Raw genomic sequence first — 19760 nt, 5'->3', positions numbered from 1 at the left:
AGAAGCCGGTCCAGGTCGCAAACAACAAAGTGGTTGCGACAGGAACCTGCGAGATTTCCGCCGGGACGGGAGGAAAGCACCGTTTCCGGCGTTTCATGCCGAAGGGCTGAAACGCGAATTTTCGCAAGTGCGCAACGCATCACCATGCCGGGGTCCGCAGAGACCAGTCAAAAGTCTGCGCTGGAACTGATCAACTCAGTTCGGTGACGCAGCCGGCCTATAAAATTTCCGGTTTAAAAAGGGGAACGACATGGCGTCAGTATGCAGTTTCTTACCAGATCTGCTTTGTAAATTTCCGGCTATCGATGAAACAACCATCCGCGTCGTGCGCAAGAGCGTCGATGACGGTTTCAAGGGACTTGTCCGCGCCTACACCAACGCGATCGATGTCCTGGTTCAGCCGCTCCAGGTATTCTTGAATTTTCTCGAAAATCTTTTCGTCAATTCACCATGGATCGTCATCCTGGCCCTCATGGTCGCGATCGTTTATTACGGCAGCCGCAACATCCGCATCACCGTCGGCACCGCCCTGTCGATGGTCGCCATCGGTCTTGTCGGTCTGTGGAACGACACGATGATCACGCTGGCGATGGTCACGGTCTGTACGTTGATCGCCATCCTGATCGGCATTCCGATCGGCATCCTGATGGCGCGGTCGGAGCGGGCGCAATCGATCATCAATCCGATTCTCGACGTCATGCAGACGATGCCGAGCTTCGTCTACCTCATCCCCGTCGTCATGATTTTCGGTATCGGCAAGGTTCCGGGCCTGATCGCCGTCGTCATCTATGCGGTGCCGCCGATGATCCGCCTGACCAATCTCGGTATCCGGCTCGTCGACAAGGAAGTGCTGGAAGCTGCCGATGCCTTCGGGTCGTCACAGTGGCAGCGATTGAAGAACGTACAGATTCCGCTGGCGCTTCCGACCATCATGGCCGGTATCAACCAGACGATCATGATGTCGCTGGCCATGGTCGTGGTCGCATCAATGGTGGGTGTCGGCGGTCTCGGCCGCAACGTCCTTCAGGCAATCAACAACCAGTTTTTCACCGTCGGCTTCCTCAACGGCTTTGCGCTCGTTGCGATCGCCATCATTTTTGACCGGACCAGCCAAGCTTACGGCAGACGGCTGCAGAAGCATTCGGAGGTGATCCATGGCTAGTCACGCAATCGAGGTCAAGAGCCTCTACAAGATCTTCGGCCCGCGCGGACGGGAGTTCGTAGACCAGGTCAAGGCAGGCCTGGGTAAAGGAGAACTCAATGAGAAGCACGGCCACGTGCTCGGCTTGCAGGACATCAACATCTCCATGCCCGCCGGCGGCGTCATGGTGGTCATGGGCCTGTCGGGTTCCGGCAAATCGACGCTGATCCGTCACATCAACCGGCTGATCGATCCGACCGCTGGCGAAGTGCTCTACGACGGCGTCGACGTCTGCAAGATGAACGAGAACGATCTTCGCGAATTCCGTCGCCACAAGACGGCGATGGTGTTCCAGAAGTTTGCGCTTCTGCCGCACCGCACGATCATCGAAAACACCATCTACGGCCTGGAAATCCAGGGTGTTCCGGATGCGGAAAGCCGCAAGCGGGCGCAAGGCTGGATCGAGCGCGTCGGGCTCAAGGGATTTGAAAACCACTACCCCAACCAGCTCTCGGGCGGCATGCAGCAGCGCGTTGGTCTCGCCCGTGCGCTGACCAACGATGCCGACATCCTTTTGATGGACGAGGCCTATTCGGCGCTCGACCCGCTGATCCGCGTCGATATGCAGACCGTTCTGCTCGACCTGCAGAAGGAACTGAAGAAGACCGTGGTGTTCATCACCCACGATCTCGACGAAGCCCTTCGCCTCGGCGACAAGATCGCCATCCTGCGCGACGGCAAGGTGATCCAGCAGGGCACCGGCCAGGAAATCGTCCTGAAGCCGTCGGACGAGTACATCACTGCCTTCGTCAAGGAAGTGAACCGCGGGCGCGTCATCAATGTCGAGACGATCATGAAGCCGCTATCGGGCAATCCGGAAGGCACGCCGATCGTCGTGGGAACAGTGCTCGAAAGCGCCGCCCGCCTGATGACGGTGTCCAACCAAAGCATCGCACATGTCGTCGATAACAACGGCCGCCCGATCGGCTCGATCGACCTCGGCACCATCATCGCCGCGATGGTCACGCCGATCAGCCACGAAAAGATGCCCCAAGCCGCGGAATAATCCGCGATTGATGGTGTGTGGAAAAGGCGCCCGGAGACAGGCGCCTTTTCGATTGCGCAGCGCGATTCACCGCGAATTAACCATGATCGAGCATGATGGCGGACACGCCTTCAGGGCGGTGGCGCCATAGCGCTTTCCTCAATCCGGCCGGTCCCATGCAACGTCATGCTTCGACAGCCTCGCGGGATTATCACCGCCTTGCCGTTCCTCCCCTGCCCGGGGATAGCCTGCTGACGACCCGGATCATGCCGAGCCTCGCTGCCTTCCTGTCCGGCGCCGGCCTCTTTCTGATCGCGCTGACATTGATGCCGTTTCCCAGCCCGTACGATACGGACACGAGCGCATCCAACGACGGCAATATTATCAACCAGATTGGTTATCTCGGCCTGGGCGGCATCTATCTTTTCGCCATGCTGCTGGTGGTCGACAAGAGGGTTTTGAAGCGGGTGGTGTCGCCGACCTGGGTCATCATCTTTGCCGTCGCCTTCCTGTCCTGCCTGCAGTCCTACGACCCGACCGCATCGGCGCGCGGACTCATGCTCAGCCTGATCGCCATGATTCTCGTCGCCGGCGTCCTGGTCCTGCCGCGCAGCGAAACGGATTTCGTCAATGCCGGGGCAAATGCCATCCTGTTCCTCCTCTTGATCAACTATGCGGCGCTGGTCATCGCCCCCGACAGGGCAATCCATTCGGCGAGCGGTGGAGAGCCATGGCATGCCGGGTTCTGGAAGGGCCACCTGATCCACAAGAACGTGACGGCGCCCGTTTTCTCCGTGCTGTGCATGTTCGGCATCTATTGTTATCGCGCCGGCGCGAGCGTTCGCGGCGCGCTGATCGCCCTGCTCGCCGCCAATTTCGTTCTTCATACCGGCTCGAAGACAACAATCGGCTTCCTCCCACTGGCGATCATGCTGGTGCTCGGCGGTCGCGCCGTCGGCAAGCCTGGCTTGATGGTGCTGGCCCATTTCATCTTCACCATCCTGATCTTCTGCCTGACGCTCGGCACAATCTATTCCGAAACGTTCCTGTCGATCACGTCGATGTTGCTGGAAGATTCGACATTCACCGGTCGCGACGACATCTGGAAGTTCGCCAGTGCCAGCCTTCCGCACCATTTGTGGTTCGGGCATGGTTATGCCAGCTTCTGGCTGTCGCCGGTCATCCGGGGGATGGAAGCCAATTTCGAGGCGAACTGGGACGTGCGCGGCATCGTCTCAGGCCACAACAGCTATCTCGATGCGGTGCTGACCTTCGGTCTGCCGGGTGGCGTGATCATCATCCTGATGCTGTTCGTCAAGCCGTTCCACGACTATATGCGCGCGAACCGGCAAGCACAGAGCCGGCATTTCGCCGATTTCTGCATCATGGTGATCATCTTCATGACCTATAACGGCATGATGGAGAGCTTCTTCCTCAACCGGGCGGATCCGATGTGGCTTTTGACGGCACTTGCGATCTTTGGATTGGGGCTCGTGGCGCGAATGGGCGTGCGCGTGCCGCGCTGATCCAAGCCAAAGTCATTGCAATCACATAAAGATATCTTTATATGATTGTATAGCTCGTTTGAATCAGGAACCGCCATGACCGTTCACGCCAATCCGCTTTCCGACCTTCTTGCCGAAAAGGGCGTTCTGCTTGCAGACGGCGCCACCGGCACATCACTGTTCGCCATGGGGCTGGAGGCCGGCGAAGCGCCGGAACTGTGGAACGAAAGCAAACCGGACAACATCACCAAGCTGCATCAGGATTTCGTCGACGCCGGCGCCGACATCATCCTCACCAATTCGTTCGGCGGCACGCGCCACCGGCTGAAGCTGCACCAGGCACAGGACCGCGTCTACGATCTCAACAAGCGCGCCGCCGAGATTGCCCGTGCGGTCGCAGACGCCGCACCGCGCAAGGTGATCACGGCAGGCTCAGTCGGCCCGACCGGGGAACTGCTCATTCCACTCGGTGCGATGAGCTATGACGATGCCGTCGCCGCCTTCGTCGAACAGATCGAGGGTCTGAAGGATGGCGGCGCCGAAGTTGCCTGGATCGAAACCATGTCGGCCCCCGATGAAATCCGGGCTGCGGCGGAAGCAGCCGTCAAGGCCGGCCTGCCCTACGTCTATACCGGGTCCTTCGATACCGCCGGCAAAACCATGATGGGCCTGCATCCGAAGGACATGTTCGCGGTCGGTCAGGATATCGGCGACGGCCCGGTCGCCACCGGCGCCAATTGCGGCGTCGGCGCTTCCGACATCCTGTCCTCGCTGCTGGACATGACCGACGCCAATCCGTCGGCCGCCATCATCGTCAAGGGCAATTGCGGTATTCCGGAATTTCGCGGCTCGGAAATCTACTATTCCGGCACGCCGCCGCTGATGGCCGACTATGCCCGCCTTGCCCGCGATGCCGGCGCCAAGATCATCGGCGGATGCTGCGGCACGTCGTGCGAGCATCTGGCCGCGATGCGCGTTGCCCTCGACACCTATACGCCAAGCGAACGTCCGACGGTCGAAACGATCATCGAGCGCATTGGCCCGATGCGCAACAAGACCGCGAACGAAGGCCCTTCGGCCCCGGCGCGCGAACGCGGCAGCCGTCGCCGCTGAAGAGCGAAACCTGGCATTCGCATGAGATGAAAGGCTGGAAGCGCGATGCTTCCGGCCTTTCACGCATTCAGTGCCGCCTGCAGGAACCGGACGTAGCGATCCTTCAGCCCCGGCTGGATGCAATCGGTCAGCAGGATGCTGAGCTGGATAATCGAATCGATATTCCGTTCCGCTGCGATCAACCCGGCGATGTAGGTGACCGTCTCGTCGTATTTTTCCGGAGACTGGGGGACCTGCCGCAGGAAGTCGGCCAAGAGGACCCGGCAGTTCATCATCAGAACCCGACGACGCTCTTCCGGCAGGAGCGGCAGGGAGGGCCGCAGGCTGAAAATATGCAGGTCGAGGAACATCAGGAACGTGAGAAAATTTCCCGTTTCTTCCGGCAGGCCGACTTTCCGGTATTGCGACGCTTGCATCTCGGCAAGATCGTTCGCCCATGGCCCCAGATCGTAGCGATAGACCAGCGACGGATCATGCAGCATCCGGCCGGCGGTAAACAATGACAGGACAATTGCCCAGTCGCAGTAACCGCCGTTGGTCGGGTGGGCCTCAACGAAGAGGCGCATCGTTGGCACGAACAGATCGGTGCGGAAAATGCTGTAATAGATGCTGTTATTACCCTCGGCCTTGCGGTTGTATTCCGCCAGCCGCTCATCCGGCGCCATGGAATCGATGGTAAAAGTTTCGGTCGTGAGGGTTCCCCCGGAAGCCGTCCAGATTTCGGTGGTCGGGCGCACACCGGCGACGTCAGCCGGCAGCCCCGCCAGATCGATCGGTTCTCTGCCATCGACGAAGCGGATCTCGTCGTCGTCGCCCATGGGCAGCAGGAACGGCGTGTCGGCGCCCGACAGGGCCCGCATCCAGTTGGCGGAGGCGTCTTGATCGGGCGAGACGATGTAGCGAAGGTTGGATGAACGACCTTCGAAGAAGACTCGCTTTTCCAGATCCCCCGAATTATCGGACACGATAAGCTGTGCCCCGACGCGCATCGCATAGGCCAGCGCGCTCTCGATCGATTTTCGCGAACGGGAGAGATCACGATTGCTGGGCATGCAGATGGAGAGAAGCGGCATCATGATATCCACGGATCGCAGGTATTTCCTGGCATTCGAAAGCAACCACGACCTAATACAGCAAGGCCTGTGCCAGGCTGATGGTTGGACCTCACGCCAGTTTTACTCCAGCATTGCCTTCTACATGACTGACATAATTGGTGTGGATGACGTCAGGCATTGCGGCCCCATCTGCCCGCCCCAAAGGACAAAGGAGCACTCATGAACGGCGCCTCCGCCACATTCCCGGACCGCGATTCGGTCGCAGCCAAGCTGTCGACACTTGGCGAGACTGAACGATCCTATCTTCTGCTGCTGATGGAAAACGCCGCGCAGGACGAAAATCTGGTCGAGGGTCTTTACCGCCATCTCGATCTCGCCGCCGAGTCCCGACTGCTTAATTCGCTGAAGCTGGAGAAGCTCGGCGAATGGCTGGGCGCCAATGCCCCTGCCCGCCTGCAGATCCGGCTGATGGAAGCCGCGAAATCCGGCCAGCACGCGGCTTATGTTGCCTTTCGCACAGGGCTCGTTAGGTCCGGCGGACTGGAAAAGGCCTATCCGAAGGCCTGAAACCAAACGCCATATGACAAGCGAAACGCCCTCCGCATGACCGGTGGGCGTCAGGCTGCTGACAAAGTTCTTTCTAACGACTCTGAAGGTTGCTCGGGACGTTCTGCGGCCAGCATTTGCCTCCGTCATCTCTGTGCTTGTCACAGAGATCCAGCCAGCTCAAGTTTTGAGCTGAAAGAGTCTTTTGACCCGACGGACGTCGGGTCGCTGGATCCCCGCCACGAGGGCGAGGATGACGGAGAGTGGGGTTGCCACCTCCTCAAACAATCAGTTTAGGGGTTTGTCAGCAGGCTAACACCCTCCGCACGGCCGGAGTGCGTTTCATTTTAAGGACGTCTATTCGCCGCCAAGGCTCTTGGCGAGACGGACCAGGTTCAGGAACTCTGCCCGGTAGCCATAGGTATCCTCGCCACGGGCGCCGGAGGCGAGATCGAGGATCGAGCCGTAGGAATAGGCGGAGACCGCATCGGTGCCGCGCAACTTCTGCCCGAAGGCGGAGACCGCGACCGAGAAACGGATGTCCTGGCTTGCCGCGTCGAGCGACGCCACGGCATTGGCCTCGGTTACCGGCGTCGTGATCAGCTTGCTGGTATCGCTGTCCGGCTGCTTGTAGCGGATCTTCAGGAAGGCGAGTTCACCATTGGCGGCAACCGGTGCGTCCACGACCTCGGCCGGCTTCCTGCCGTAACGAAGATCGTCGTTGAGGACGGCGGGGCTTCCCTTCGGGGTGACCTCATAGATCGCAGTAACCCGATGGCCGGAGCCGATATCGCCGGCATCGACCTTGTCATTGTTGAAATCCTCGCGCTTCAGCGCCCGGGTCTCGTAGCCGATCAGCCGGTACTCGGCGATTTGCTGCGGATTGAACTCGACCTGGAATTTCACATCCTTGGCGATCGGGAAGAGCGAGGAACCCGCCTCTTCCACCAGCGACTTCCGTGCCTCGGCGAGCGTATCGATATAGGCCGCCGTGCCGTTGCCGTTCTGCGCCAGCGTCTGCATCAGGGCGTCGTTGTAATTGCCCCTGCCGAAACCGAGGACCGAGAGGAAGATGCCGCTCTTGCGCTTGATCTCGATCGTCGTCTTCAACTCCTCGTCGCTGGACGGCCCGACATTGAAATCGCCGTCGGTCGCCAGCATCACCCGATTGACGCCGCCCTTGACGAAGGCGCGCTGGGCCAGATCGTACGCGGCTTCCAATCCCTGCGCGCCGGCGGTCGATCCGCCCGGTTGCAGCGTGTCGATCGCCGACAGGATTTTTGCCTTGTCCTTGATTGCCGTCGGCTCCAGCACGATGCCAGCATTGCCGGCATAGGTGACGATCGAGACGGTGTCCTCCGGATTCAGCTTCTCGACCAGCAGCCGGAAGGCGCTTTTCAGGAGCGGCAGCTTGTCGGGCTCATCCATGGAGCCAGAAACATCGATGAGGAAGACAAGATTGGCGCGCGGCGCTGTCGCCGGCGCAACGTCGTAGCCCTTGATCCCCACATGCATCAGCCGCGTATTGGCGTTCCACGGCGTCGGCAGGACGGTGACCGTCGCCTTGAACGGCTGATCCTTGTCATCGGGACCCGCCCAGTCATAGGGAAAATAGTTGATCATCTCCTCGACACGCACGCTGTCGCGATCCGGCATCTGCCCCGCCATCAACGCCTTGCGCACGAAGGAATAGGACGCCGTGTCGACATCGGCCGAGAAGGTCGAAACCGGATCGGTCGCAACCGACTTGACCGGATTGGTGTCGGTTTCGGTGAAGCGATCACGGTTTTCCTCCGGCCGGGCGACGGTGTCCTGCGGCATCGGCAGCGGCGACGGCATGATCTCGGCGATCGAGCCACCGACCAACGATTCTGTTGCGACAGTGGAAGGCGGTGCGGCAAATTGCGTGCGCCCAGCCGGTTTCATTGCGGCGGCCGCTTCCATTTCCCGTTGCGACATCTCCGGCGGCGCTTGCTTGCTCAAAGCAGTGTCACGGTCGGCCCTGCCGCGCGTTACCGGCTCTGGAAGCGACTGCGCACCCATCTGTTGGGTCAGCCCGCCAGATGGTTGGGGGACAGGCTTGTCCTCAACAAAATTCTTGTCGGTCGCCGTATCGATCTTCGACTTTACAAGCTCTTCCTTCTTCGCCTCTTTCGGCACGTCCTTGCCGGCGACCTCAACCTGCTGGCCGCCGGTATCGACCGGCAGCCCGCCACGCGTCAGTTCAAGCGTGAGGAAGGCGGCGGCGGGAACGACGAGAAGCGTGGCAAGTGCCGAGCCTGCGAGAAATTTCCTGTTCATGACGGGGCTCCATAGCCAGTTGATGATGGAGCTTTGACGCCGGGCACCGGCGGTTCCTTGGGTGGCCTTGAAATTATTTTCAGCGTCGTCAAACGCCTGCATGGCAGCCGCCAGCGCACGTTCGCGTGCCGCCTGCGACGGTGCCGGCGGGGTCATGTTGCCAAGTCTGTTCAGATCGTCGGTCATCACATCGTCTCCCTGCCAAGCAGGATTTTCAGGCGTTTGCGGGCTTCATGCACATGCCAGGACACGGTCGCCTCCGAACATCCCATCACATCGGCGGCTGCGAAGTGGGACAGTCCCTCGCCGTAGACGAGAAGCACCGCGTCGCCCTGCTTGTCGGGCAATTGCCGCACCGCCTCCCAGAGTGCCTCGGTCTGATCCTGATTGTCGTTGGCGGCGGCGCTCGTCGGGTCGGCGAGAAAGTTCGCCGCGTTGCGACGCTCCCGCGACTGGCTGCGCTGATGGTCGCGCGCTGCGTTGAGCGTTAGCGTATAGAGCCAGGTGCGGAACCGGCTGGCGCCGCGAAAGCCACGGATAGCGCTGGCGAGCTTGAGGCAGACCGTCTGGGCGATATCCTCCGCATCGCTGACATTGCCAGACCAACGCCAGGCGACGGCATGCACGAAATCATAGTGCTGCTGCACGAGTTGCCCGAAGGCATTTCGATCGCCTTGCTGCGCCCTGTCGATCAAATCCTCGTCCAAGTCATCCGCCCGGTTGATTGCAACTGATACTGAGACGTTCGGTCCCGCCCGATCCTTGGGCCGGATTGGAAATATTTTTATCTGCCTGGCATTTTCCGGGTCACCGCGATGATCGGCCCCATCGGATGGGTGCTGTCATAGCGATCGAGCGCCGGCGCGAACAGGCTGGAGATCGAGCCATCCAGAAAGAGTGCGTTGGCGCAATCGAGCTGATCACGAAACAGCGTCGCGAAATCATGGAAGCGCACTGGCTGCAGAGAAATGACGAAGACGACCTTGCCAGTGCTATCCACCCCGACGCCGTTGCGGATCTGCAGGCTGTCGCTCTGCGGCAGGAAGGCCGGATGAAGGGCACCGTCGATGACCAGCATCGGCCCGGATTGCGTCGCGAAATCCGGATGCGGATCGGCATCCAGATAGGCTTCGGTCTCGAGCACACCGGCGCGATCACCCTCTAGGAAGAACACCCCATTGGGTTTCAGGTAGAAATTACCCCAGCTGTGTCCCCGATCGATCGGCTTGCGCTCAATGCCGTCCGTCACCAGCAAGCCGACCGAAGTCAGGTCGGATTCGTACATGCCGCCATTCATGGCGAATTCCAGATATTCCCCTTCCTGCCGGAGATCGCGCGACAGGTTTTCAAAACCGCCATAGGGCAACCCGTCACGACCGCGATGGTGGACACGGATATCGCTTGAGGCGGGATCGAAGCTGCAGACGGCATATCCTTGAGTCAGATGCGTCACCGTGCGGCAGGCGGCTTTGGCTGAGTCAGTGAAGGGTAATACAGCGATCATGGCCAATCCGATGCACAGGGAACGAAACATACTTGACCCTTCTCCGTTTTCCGCTGGCTTGTCATGCGACAAAAGCGAAATCGCGGCGGACAATCTACAAAGTCAGGGCAGCCATATGAAAGCGCAACTGTTCCGTCGAGTAGCGATAGTCGATACCAACGGGACAGGCATTCCGAGCCAGACAGCCGCCCTGCATGCAACCCGCCTGCCCGGCTCCGGTTTTCAGATGCGAGCGGCATGGCGCCAACTGAAAGCCTGACGACAGGACGGCGTCGGCGGGACAGGTCGAAAGACACGGTTTGTCCGGACAGTGATCACAGGGATGGCGAGCCGGCAGTGGTGGCGCGAGTACCGGCAGAGAGTGTTCGAAGCCGAGCGCACCGCGATAACCGTGCCAGAGGCCATAGGCCGGGTGGATGAGAATGCCGAGCGGCGAAGCTTTCAGACCCTCCGCCCGCATGGCCCATTGCTGGAAAGGCTGCCAGGGCGGAGCGGACGGGAAATAGGCAGTCGCGCCAAACAGGTGTGCCACCGGTTCGATCACCGCCTTCGACCAGTCATCGAGCGGATTGTCGCCGTCCGGCATCGCTGCCCGCCAGCGTTCAAACGCCGGCCATATCGAGCCGCCGACATTACCCAGCAACACGACGCCGCCGGCAGGCGTCCCGTCCCTCAACAACGGCGCTGCGTCATCCTTGGAAAAATTGACGACGCCGCGCAAAAAAACTCCGTGCGGCGCAAGCGCGGCACGGAGTTCATTCAAGACATCAAAATGGGATGCCACGGGACCGGTCATTTTGGTTTCGGTCCCTGCCTGTCATAATGTGGGCGCCAGACTTCCTTCTGGATGAAATCCGCTACCTGCGCCGCTCCGCCTTGCTCCCTGGCTTGTTCGGGCTCTCTTCAAGTGAAGGCGTCGGGCATCGAATCCTTCTTCCTGGCGATGAAGTCGAGAAGAGCAGCATCAATGGCCGCGTCGAGCGGCGGGCGCTCGTAATGTTCGAGCCAACTGCGGGCGAGCGCGTTGGCACGCTGCTCGACCCGCTTTTCGCCTTCGATTTCCCACTGTTCGAAGGAATTGTTGTCGGCGAGCGCTGAACGGTAGAAGGCCGTCTGGAAGTTTGCCTGGGTATGGGCGCAGCCGAGATAATGACTGCCCGGACCGACTTCGCGGATTGCGTCGAGCGCCTGGGCGTTGACGCTGAGATCGACACCCTCGGCCATCTTCTGCATCATGCCGAGCTGGTCCTGGTCGATCATGAACTTCTCGTAGGACGATACCAGACCGCCCTCCAGCCAGCCGGCGGCGTGCAGCACGAAGTTGGTGCCGGCCAGCAATGTCATGTTCAGCGTGTTGGCCGATTCGTGGGCGGCCTGCGCATCCGGAACCTTGGAGCCACAGAGCGAACCACCGGTACGGAACGGCAGGCCGAGACGGCGGGCAAGCTGGGCCGCGCCGTAAGATACCAGCGACGGCTCCGGTGTCCCGAAAGTCGGCGCGCCCGACTGCATCGAGATCGAGGCGGCGAAGGTGCCGAACAGGACCGGTGCGCCCTTGCGGATGAGCTGGGTAAAGGACGCGCCGGCGAGAACTTCCGCCAGGATCTGCGTCAGTGTGCCGGTGACCGTGACCGGGCTCATGGCGCCGGACAGGATGAACGGTGAAACCACGCAGGCCTGATTGTGACGGGCATAGACCTTCAGCGCGCCGAGCATGGTCTCGTCGAACACCATCGGCGAGTTGGCATTGATGAGGTTCAGCGTCACGCAGTTGTTTTCGACGAAATCGTCGCCGAAGACGAGCTTGGCCATGGCGATCGTGTCTTCCGCCCGTTCCGGCGCGGTCACGGAGCCCATGAACGGCTTGTCGGAATATTTGATATGGCTGTAGACCATGTCGAGATGGCGCTTGTTGACCGGCACATCGACCGGTTCGCAGACCGTGCCGCCCGACGAATGCATCGACGGCGCCATATAGGCGAGCTTCACGAAATTGCGAAAGTCCTCGATCGTCGCATAGCGGCGCACGCCGTCGAGGTCGCGCACGAAAGGAGGACCGTAGACCGGCGCAAACACGGTTGCCTTGCCGCCAATATGGACATTGCGCTCCGGATTGCGCGCATGCCAGGTAAATTCCGTCGGCGCGGTCTTCAGCAGTTCACGGCAGAGGCCCTTGGGGAAATGCACGCGCTGGCCGCGCACATCGGCGCCCGCCTGCTTCCACAGTTCCAGCGCCTCGGCGTCGTCGCGGAACTCGATGCCGATCTCTTCGAGGATGATGTCGGCATTGGCTTCGATCAGCGCCAGGCCCTCTTCGTCCAGCACTTCATATTCGCGAATCCTGCGGGTGATGTTGGGCAAGGAAGGTGCAGCGCCGCCACCGGTGCGCGATGCGCGCCGTGCCGCCGCACCCCGGCCTTCGCCACGCGAACGGCGGCCGCCGGTCTCTTCGGTCTGTTCCGTCAACTCAGTCATGTCTTATCCTCTCCCGCGCCTCGTCTGCGCAATGCTGGACCTATGCTAACAAGCCCTCGCATCCGAACGGTTCTCAATGCGCCAACGGGTGGCGCAACTCGAACACGATTGCCTTCATGCGACGCCACGGCGATGTTGCGGCCGCAGCGTTCATTAACCCGCTCCCCGTTCCACGCCGACCCGATAGCATATCTTCGTCCCGGTAAGGCACATAATCGATTGCTTTTGCCAAGCGAGGGCGGATACCACCGGACGCGATCGCATGGCCGTCGTTTTTCATCGCATGCGACGTCGCTTTCGAAAAGAGCTTTTGGAAACAACAAAGCTAAGTATAGTGAATGCGTCGGGAGGCATAGACCTGACACCGCCTGGAACCGAGGAAACCTATCATGGCAGATGACGAAATCATTCTCGAGGATCTTTCCGACGACGAGCTCGTGCAGCAGATGCACGACGACCTCTATGACGGCTTGAAGGAAGAGATCGAGGATGGCACGAAAATCCTCCTGAAGCGTGGCTGGGCACCGTACGACGTGCTGACACAGGCGCTGGTCGAGGGCATGCGCATCGTCGGCGTCGACTTCCGCGATGGCATCCTGTTCGTTCCGGAAGTTCTCCTCTCGGCAAACGCGATGAAGGCCGGCATGTTCATCCTGCGTCCGCTGCTTGCCGCCACCGGCGCGCCGAAGCAGGGCAAGGTCGTGATCGGCACCGTCAAGGGCGACATCCACGACATCGGCAAGAACCTTGTCGGCATGATGATGGAAGGCGCCGGCTTCGACGTCATCGACCTCGGCATCAACAACCCGGTTGAAAACTATCTCGACGCCATCGAGCGCGAACAACCCGATATTCTCGGCATGTCTGCCCTTCTGACGACAACCATGCCTTACATGAAGGTCGTGATCGACACGATGAAGGAAAAGGGCATGCGCGACGACTATATCGTTCTGGTTGGCGGCGCGCCGTTGAATGAAGAATTCGGCAAGGCCGTCGGTGCCGACGCCTATTGCCGCGACGCTGCCGTGGCCGTTGAAACGGCCAAGGAATACATGAAGCGCAAGCACAATCAGCTGTCCGGCGCCTGATCAAGCGAATTTGAGCATGCAAAAAGCCGGCCGCGCTGATGAAAAGCGCGGCCGGCTTTCTTATGTTCCGGCGAGGCCGTTAGTTGGCAGCGCGGTCAACCTTGCGGCCGGCATCCTGGGTCGCATCAACCGTGTTGGCAGCATCGGCGCCCATGCCGCGAATAGTATTGCCGCACGAGGCGAGAGTCGTGATCGAGAACAGAACGATACCGATCGTGGCGATTGTCTTTGCTGTCATGACTTGTATTCCTTACACTTTTGACGGGTAGATTGACGTGGAAGAAAGATCTTCGGCTATGGAACGCGCGAAAGCGGAAAAAGTTCACGTCATCGGTTGTGGTGCGATTGCCCGCGAAATCCTTGCCGTCTGTGAAGTCAACAAGCTTGCCCATATCGATCTGACCTGTCTTCCCGCCATCTGGCACAACACGCCGGAAAAGATAGCGCCCGGCCTGAAAGCGGCGATCGACAAGGCCCGCGCCGAGGGTTTCGTTCGCATCTTCGTCGCCTATGCCGATTGCGGCACCGGCGGCCTGCTCGACAAGCTCTGTGAAGAGGAGAAGGTGGAGCGGATTGCCGGACCGCACTGTTTTTCCTTCTTCGCCGGCAACGAGGCGTTCCAGACCGGCTGGGACGACGATTTTACCTCGTTCTTCCTGACCGATTTTCTCGCCCGACAATTCGAGGCTTTCGTGATCGAGCCGCTCGGCCTAGACCGGCATCCTGAACTGCGCGACATGTATTTCGGCCACTACAGGAAGCTGGTCTATCTCTCGCAGGTCGAGGACGAAAAGCTGCAGGAAAAGGCGAGGATGGCCGCGCAAACGCTTGGTCTCGAATACGAATATCGTTTCACCGGCTATGGTGACCTGACACCCGCGCTGCTTCAGGCGTGATCCCGAACAAGTCAACGATCTGTTAGCCTTGCGCCCAGTTTGTGCCCGTCGCTGGATTTGATTAAGTCCATCGTAAGGGCTCAGCCCCACACTCCGTCCTACAAACATAACAAAAGGACGACGGGGATGACGGACACTTTCGCGACGGGGATTTCACCGAGAACGGCGGCACACGCGCATCCGCAGCAGCTTTCACAGCTTCTGCGCAATCTCGCCCTCAATGCCGGCCCGAAGATCACGCTCCGCGATCTCGCCATTGCCATGGAAGATCGCTCCTTCGGCGCCTTTCTCGTCGTCTTTGCCCTGCCCAATCTCATTCCGCTGCCACCCGGTGCCACCTTCATCCTCGGCCTGCCGCTGATCTTCGTTGCCTGGCAGATGTTCGCCTCGCGCCGTACCCGCATCTGGCTGCCCAAGCGCATGGGCGACTACGCCTTCGAAAACGCCACATTCTTCGTTTTCGTCAACCGTATCTCGCCTTGGCTCCAGCGCGCCGAAACCCTTGTCCGTCCGCGTGCCTGGTTTCTCGGCAGCCGGTTTGCCGAACGCCTTGTCGGGCTTCTCGCGCTGCTCCTCGCCGTCGTCATCTTCCTGCCGATCCCCTTCGGCAACTGGCTTCCGGCTTTCGCGCTCGCGGTCATCGGTTTTGCCCATACGGAACGGGACGGATTGGGTCTTGCCGCCGGCGCCCTCATCGGTATCGCCTCGCTTGCCGTCGCAGGCGCCGTGGTGTTGGCGGCCGGCGCGCTCCTGACCTTCATTTTCTAAGACCGGAACAATGCCGAGCATAATGCCCGCCGCCAACAAAACGATCCTCGTCGTCACCGCTGGCGGCAGAAATCCGCAGATCCTCATCAATGCCGTGGCGGCGCGTTTCGGCGACGTCGCCGTGTTGCAGGAACAGCCGGAATCCAAGGCAATCTTCGTCAAACGGCGCGCACGCAAGCTCGGCTGGATGACCGCGATCGGGCAATTGGCAACGATGGTCGCCTCGCGGCTGGGCAAACGGTTTACCGAGCAACGCGCCGACGACATCATTCGCGACTACGGCGTGAGTGACCGCGACGATCCATCGATCCCGACGACATCCATCGAATCGATCAACAGCGATGAGGCCCTTCGACACATTCACGCCCTCATGCCGGCGGTCATTCTTCTCGTCAGTTGCCGCATGCTGTCGCCGGCGACGCTGGCGGCCATGCCCTGCCCCGTCATCAATTTCCACGCGGGCATCAATCCGCAATATCGCGGCCTGATGGGTGGATACTGGGCGCGGGTCGAGCGTGACGAGGAGAATTTCGGCGCGACCGTGCATCTGGTCGATGTCGGCGTGGATACCGGAGGCATTCTCTACCAGTCGCGCATGAAGCCATCGAAAAGCGACACGATGCACACCTATCCGCTGCTGCAGACGGCGGCCTCCACCGACATCGTCGTCAAGGCCATCGACGACGCCCTGTCCGGCATGCTCAAACCGTTGACGACAAACGGCACTTCGCGACAATGGTATCATCCGCCGATCTGGACATGGCTCTGGAATGGCTTCTCGCGCGGCATCTGGTAGATATATCGCCGACAGACAAGACAGGTCGCTTTTGAGCATGACGCGCGTCGTGCCAAGGTGAGCCACGATGCGTGGAGATGCGCATTGTCTGGCCAGAGGAGATTTCGGGCATATGGCAGATCGCATCATCGTTTACTGGCGTGACATTCCCGCGCAGGTCATCATCAAACAGGGTCGCAAGACCGCCAAGCGCGAGCTCAGCCTGCGCTTCACCGAGGCGATCGATATGTGCGCCATGCGCACCGGTGCCGCCGACAGTGGCGACTATCTTGCCGAATGGCGAAAGGCTGACCCGACGCCAGTTTCCGACGATCTGGAAATGGAAGCGGACAAGGCAGCAGTCGAACTGGAAGCAGCCTATGACAGGGACCGTCTCGTGGCCCTGGTGAAATCCGGCGGGAAAGACAATGGCTGACGCGAAACCCGGCAATGCCGCTCCCGCCAAGAAGGCCGCGACCGGCGCCTATACGCCGTCGGGCGTATCGCCCAATCGTCGCGCCCGCCGCAGCTACACGATCCGCCTCTGGGCTGTGCGCCATTCACGCTTCCTCGAATGGTTCTATCATCGCTTCGCCGATGTCTTCCTGCTCTTGCACCCGCTCTGGAAAGCCATCGGCTATAATCGTGTGGAAGCACCGATCACGTTTGTCGAGCGCAACGTCAAGGGGCTGCTGTTCGACTGTCGCATGTGCGGCCAGTGCGTCTTGTCATCGACAGGCATGTCCTGCCCGATGAACTGTCCAAAACAGTTGCGCAACGGTCCCTGCGGCGGCGTGCGCGCCAACGGCAATTGCGAGGTCGAGCCGGACATGCCCTGCGTCTGGGTCAAGGCCTGGGAAGGCTCGCGCAACATGGCCGGCGGCAATGCCATCCTGAACGTGCAGAAACCTGTCAACCAGTCGCTGCGCGAAACATCGTCCTGGCTGCGCGTGACAGCACAAGCCGCCGAAGCTCGTGAAGCAGCCGTTGCTGCAAAGGACGCCTGACGCCATGGCTCATATCGATGAAAACCCGCTCGGTCGCCATCTTCCGCTCGATCCCCTGCCAGGCCACTCGTCGCGCGGCCGTCTCGAGCGCGTCCTGCGCCGCGGAGAATTCGCCGTCACGGCCGAACTGAACCCGCCTGACAGCGCCAATCCCGAAGACGTCTACGAGCGCGCCGCCATTTTCGAAGGCTGGGTCGATGGCATCAACGCGGTCGATGCGTCCGGCGCCAACTGCCACATGTCCTCGGTCGGCATCTGCGCGCTTTTGACCCGCATGGGCTATGCGCCGATCATGCAGATCGCCTGCCGCGACAAGAACCGCATTGCCATCCAGGGGGACGTGCTCGGCGCCGCCGCCATGGGCGTCGCGAACATCATGTGCCTGACCGGCGACGGCGTGCAGGCCGGCGACCAGCCGGGTGCCAAGCCCGTCTTCGACCTCGACTGCATGTCGCTGCTCGAAACCGTGCGGATCATGCGCGACAATTCGAAATTTCTCTCCGGCCGCAAGCTGACGACACCGCCGCAGGTGTTTTTGGGTGCGGCGATCAATCCGTTCGCACCGCCTTATGATTTCCGCCCTCATCGCCTGGGCAAGAAGATCGAGGCAGGCGCGCAGTTCGTTCAAAGCCAATACTGTTTCGACGTGCCGATGTTCCGCGACTACATGAACAAGGTTCGCGATCTCGGCTTCGACGAGAAATGCTACATCCTCTGCGGCGTCGGTCCACTCGCATCCGCCAAGACGGCAAACTGGATCCGCAACAACGTGCCGGGCATCCATATCCCGGACGCGATCATCAAGCGGTTGGAAGGCGCGCAGGACCAGAAGAAGGAAGGTAAGCAGCTCTGCATCGACATCATCAACGAGGTGAAGGAAATCCAGGGCGTCTCCGGCGTCCATGTGATGGCCTATCGCCAGGAAGAATATGTCGCCGAGATCGTGCATGAATCCGGCGTCCTGAAGGGACGTACTCCCTGGAAGCGCGAAGAGAACCCGGGCGATCACCGGGTGGCCGAGCGGCTCGAATCGCTGAGGGACGGCAAGACCGAAAATCCGCAGGAAATGGCCGATGTCGCGGCCCATCGCCCGCACTGAACAAATTTGAGCACAACAGGCACGGCCGGGACGCCGGGCCTTTGACAATCCGTTCCGGCGCATGACACAGATCAAGCGCCCCACACGACCAGAGGATCAAACATGACCCGCACCATCGTCGCCTCCGCCACCCGTGAAATCATCATCGGCTTCGACCAGCCCTTCTGCGTCATCGGCGAGCGGATCAATCCGACCGGCCGCAAGAAGCTGGCCGCGGAAATGATCGAGGGCAATTTCGACACGGTTATCAAGGATGCGTTGGAACAGGTCGCGGCGGGCGCAACCATGCTCGACGTCAATGCCGGTGTCACGTCGGTCAACCCGAACGAGACGGAGCCGGGCCTGCTGGTGCAGACGATGGAGATTGTCCAGGGCCTCGTCGACGTGCCGCTGTCGATCGACAGCTCCGTGACTGCGGCCATCGAGGCTGCCCTCAAGGTCGCCAAGGGCCGGCCGCTGGTCAATTCCGTCACTGGCGAGGAAGAAAAGCTCGAAGCCATCCTGCCGCTTTGCAAGAAATACGATGTGCCGGTCGTCGCCATCTCCAACGACGAGACCGGCATTTCGATGGATCCGGACGTTCGTTTCGCAGTTGCGAAGAAAATTGTCGAACGGGCCATGGACTATGGTATCAAGCCGCACGATATCGTGGTCGATCCGCTCGTCATGCCGATCGGCGCCTTGGGCGATGCAGGCCGTCAGGTCTTCGCGCTTTTGCACCGCCTGCGCAACGAGTTGAAGGTCAACACCACCTGCGGCCTGTCGAACATCTCGTTCGGCCTGCCGCATCGCCATGGCATCAATGCCGGCTTCATCCCGATGGTCATCGGTGCCGGCATGACGTCGGCCATCATGAATCCTTGCCGCCCACAGGAAATGGAAGCCGTTCGCGCGGCCAACGTCCTCAATGGCACGGACCCGAATTGCGGCAACTGGATCATGACCTATCGTGATCACAAGCCGGCCGAAGGTGGCGCTGTTGCTGCCGCGGGATCTCCAGCTGGTGCCGGTGGCGGTCGCCGTGGCGGTCGGGCCGGACGTGCCGGAACAAGCGCTAGGGCGGAATAACCGCCCGGAAAAGAGACATCATGTTTTTCAGTGCCGATCTGCTCACGGAATTTGCGAGCCTCTGGTTTCAGGCCCCTATGGTCATGTCCTCGCGGATGCAGGATCTCGCTGTCTCCGGCATGAACGGATCATCGGCTGGGTCGGCGGAAGTCGGCCAGATGATCACCGAGAAACTGTCGGCGGTCGTCGAGAGCACGATGGCCATCAATCTCGCCATGGTGAACGAGGGCATGATTGCCGCGACGGCGCTGGCGACCGGCACCTGTGCCGGTCTTTCCGGTGCGTCCGATCGCGTTGCGGTGGCTGCCCTCAAACCATACGGCAAAAGGATCCGAGCCAATGTACGGCGCCTTACCTGATAGGAATGATCTGAC

21 protein-coding genes are annotated in these 19760 nt (G+C 60.6%); 14 read left to right on the top strand and 7 right to left on the bottom strand.

Annotated features, from left to right (window positions below; genetic code table 11):
* Positions 1-250 precede the first annotated feature (250 nt).
* The 4 genes from ACST81_RS11650 (at position 251) to bmt (ending at position 4804) form a co-directional block, all read left to right on the top strand.
* Positions 251-1162 carry an ABC transporter permease gene (locus ACST81_RS11650; RefSeq protein WP_438747791.1) on the top strand — a complete coding sequence of 304 codons (912 nt, stop codon included), beginning with the start codon at positions 251-253 and terminating at the stop codon, positions 1160-1162.
* A complete protein-coding gene (locus ACST81_RS11645; protein WP_438747788.1) occupies positions 1155-2207 on the top strand; it encodes a quaternary amine ABC transporter ATP-binding protein in 1053 nt (350 codons plus the stop codon). Before ACST81_RS11650 ends, ACST81_RS11645 begins: the two co-directional genes overlap by 8 nt.
* Before the next feature lie 155 nt (positions 2208-2362).
* The gene (locus ACST81_RS11640; RefSeq protein WP_438747785.1) at positions 2363-3712 is read left to right on the top strand and encodes an O-antigen ligase family protein; all 1350 of its coding nucleotides are present in this window, start codon (positions 2363-2365) and stop codon (positions 3710-3712) included.
* Between the two features lie 75 nt (positions 3713-3787).
* Positions 3788-4804, top strand: a complete 1017-nt coding sequence (gene bmt / locus ACST81_RS11635; RefSeq protein ID WP_438747784.1) for a betaine--homocysteine S-methyltransferase — start codon at positions 3788-3790, stop codon at positions 4802-4804.
* Positions 4805-4863: 59 nt separating this feature from the next.
* Here bmt and ACST81_RS11630 read toward each other — a convergent pair whose 3' ends face one another.
* A complete protein-coding gene (locus tag ACST81_RS11630; protein WP_438747783.1) occupies positions 4864-5889 on the bottom strand; it encodes a hypothetical protein in 1026 nt (341 codons plus the stop codon).
* Between the two features lie 189 nt (positions 5890-6078).
* Between ACST81_RS11630 and ACST81_RS11625 the strand changes: the two genes are divergently transcribed.
* A complete protein-coding gene (locus tag ACST81_RS11625) occupies positions 6079-6426 on the top strand; it encodes a hypothetical protein (protein ID WP_438747781.1) in 348 nt (115 codons plus the stop codon).
* Positions 6427-6762: 336 nt separating this feature from the next.
* Here the strand turns inward: ACST81_RS11625 and ACST81_RS11620 are convergent, their stop codons facing one another.
* The 5 genes from ACST81_RS11620 to ACST81_RS11600 form a co-directional block, all read right to left on the bottom strand.
* A complete protein-coding gene (locus tag ACST81_RS11620) occupies positions 6763-8892 on the bottom strand; it encodes a vWA domain-containing protein (protein WP_438747780.1) in 2130 nt (709 codons plus the stop codon).
* On the bottom strand, positions 8892-9413 hold the full coding sequence (locus tag ACST81_RS11615; RefSeq protein ID WP_438747779.1) for an RNA polymerase sigma factor: 522 nt from the start codon (positions 9411-9413) through the stop codon (positions 8892-8894). Before ACST81_RS11615 ends, ACST81_RS11620 begins: the two co-directional genes overlap by 1 nt.
* A gap of 77 nt (positions 9414-9490) precedes the next feature.
* The gene (locus ACST81_RS11610; protein WP_438747778.1) at positions 9491-10210 is read right to left on the bottom strand and encodes a phosphodiester glycosidase family protein; all 720 of its coding nucleotides are present in this window, start codon (positions 10208-10210) and stop codon (positions 9491-9493) included.
* 94 nt (positions 10211-10304) lie between these two features.
* Positions 10305-11006: a ferredoxin gene (locus ACST81_RS11605; RefSeq protein ID WP_438747776.1), complete on the bottom strand. Its 702-nt coding sequence runs from the start codon at positions 11004-11006 to the stop codon at positions 10305-10307.
* Between the two features lie 107 nt (positions 11007-11113).
* On the bottom strand, positions 11114-12685 hold the full coding sequence (locus tag ACST81_RS11600; protein ID WP_438747774.1) for a trimethylamine methyltransferase family protein: 1572 nt from the start codon (positions 12683-12685) through the stop codon (positions 11114-11116).
* Positions 12686-13074: 389 nt separating this feature from the next.
* Here ACST81_RS11600 and ACST81_RS11595 point away from each other — a divergent pair, with 389 nt between their 5' ends.
* Positions 13075-13773 (top strand): corrinoid protein, encoded by a 699-nt coding sequence (locus tag ACST81_RS11595; protein WP_438747771.1) that lies wholly within the window; start codon positions 13075-13077, stop codon positions 13771-13773.
* Positions 13774-13852: 79 nt separating this feature from the next.
* On the opposite strand, the gene ACST81_RS11590 is transcribed toward ACST81_RS11595, so the two are convergent.
* Positions 13853-14011, bottom strand: coding sequence for an entericidin (locus ACST81_RS11590; protein ID WP_209847838.1), 159 nt, complete (start codon positions 14009-14011; stop codon positions 13853-13855).
* A gap of 37 nt (positions 14012-14048) precedes the next feature.
* Between ACST81_RS11590 and ACST81_RS11585 the strand changes: the two genes are divergently transcribed.
* The 8 genes from ACST81_RS11585 to ACST81_RS11550 all read left to right on the top strand — a co-directional run bounded on the left by ACST81_RS11585 (position 14049) and on the right by ACST81_RS11550 (position 19745).
* Complete coding sequence (locus tag ACST81_RS11585) at positions 14049-14669, top strand: DUF1638 domain-containing protein (RefSeq protein ID WP_438747768.1); 621 nt, start codon at positions 14049-14051, stop codon at positions 14667-14669.
* A 126-nt stretch (positions 14670-14795) separates the two neighbouring features.
* Entirely contained in the window at positions 14796-15437 is a 642-nt protein-coding gene (locus ACST81_RS11580) for an exopolysaccharide biosynthesis protein (protein WP_438747767.1), read from the top strand.
* Between the two features lie 22 nt (positions 15438-15459).
* Entirely contained in the window at positions 15460-16233 is a 774-nt protein-coding gene (locus tag ACST81_RS11575) for a formyl transferase (protein WP_438753524.1), read from the top strand.
* A 112-nt stretch (positions 16234-16345) separates the two neighbouring features.
* Positions 16346-16648 carry a virulence factor gene (locus ACST81_RS11570; protein WP_438747766.1) on the top strand — a complete coding sequence of 101 codons (303 nt, stop codon included), beginning with the start codon at positions 16346-16348 and terminating at the stop codon, positions 16646-16648.
* On the top strand, positions 16641-17219 hold the full coding sequence (locus ACST81_RS11565) for a methylenetetrahydrofolate reductase C-terminal domain-containing protein (RefSeq protein WP_438747764.1): 579 nt from the start codon (positions 16641-16643) through the stop codon (positions 17217-17219). Before ACST81_RS11570 ends, ACST81_RS11565 begins: the two co-directional genes overlap by 8 nt.
* A 4-nt stretch (positions 17220-17223) precedes the next feature.
* Entirely contained in the window at positions 17224-18318 is a 1095-nt protein-coding gene (locus ACST81_RS11560) for a methylenetetrahydrofolate reductase (RefSeq protein WP_438747762.1), read from the top strand.
* A 102-nt stretch (positions 18319-18420) separates the two neighbouring features.
* Positions 18421-19386 carry a methyltetrahydrofolate cobalamin methyltransferase gene (locus tag ACST81_RS11555; RefSeq protein ID WP_438747759.1) on the top strand — a complete coding sequence of 322 codons (966 nt, stop codon included), beginning with the start codon at positions 18421-18423 and terminating at the stop codon, positions 19384-19386.
* 20 nt (positions 19387-19406) lie between these two features.
* Positions 19407-19745 carry a hypothetical protein gene (locus ACST81_RS11550; protein WP_438747758.1) on the top strand — a complete coding sequence of 113 codons (339 nt, stop codon included), beginning with the start codon at positions 19407-19409 and terminating at the stop codon, positions 19743-19745.
* Positions 19746-19760 lie beyond the last annotated feature (15 nt).

Source organism: Pararhizobium sp. O133, from assembly GCF_051669845.1.
Lineage (GTDB): Bacteria > Pseudomonadota > Alphaproteobacteria > Rhizobiales > Rhizobiaceae > Pararhizobium.
This window is presented reverse-complemented; position numbering and strand designations above follow the sequence as displayed.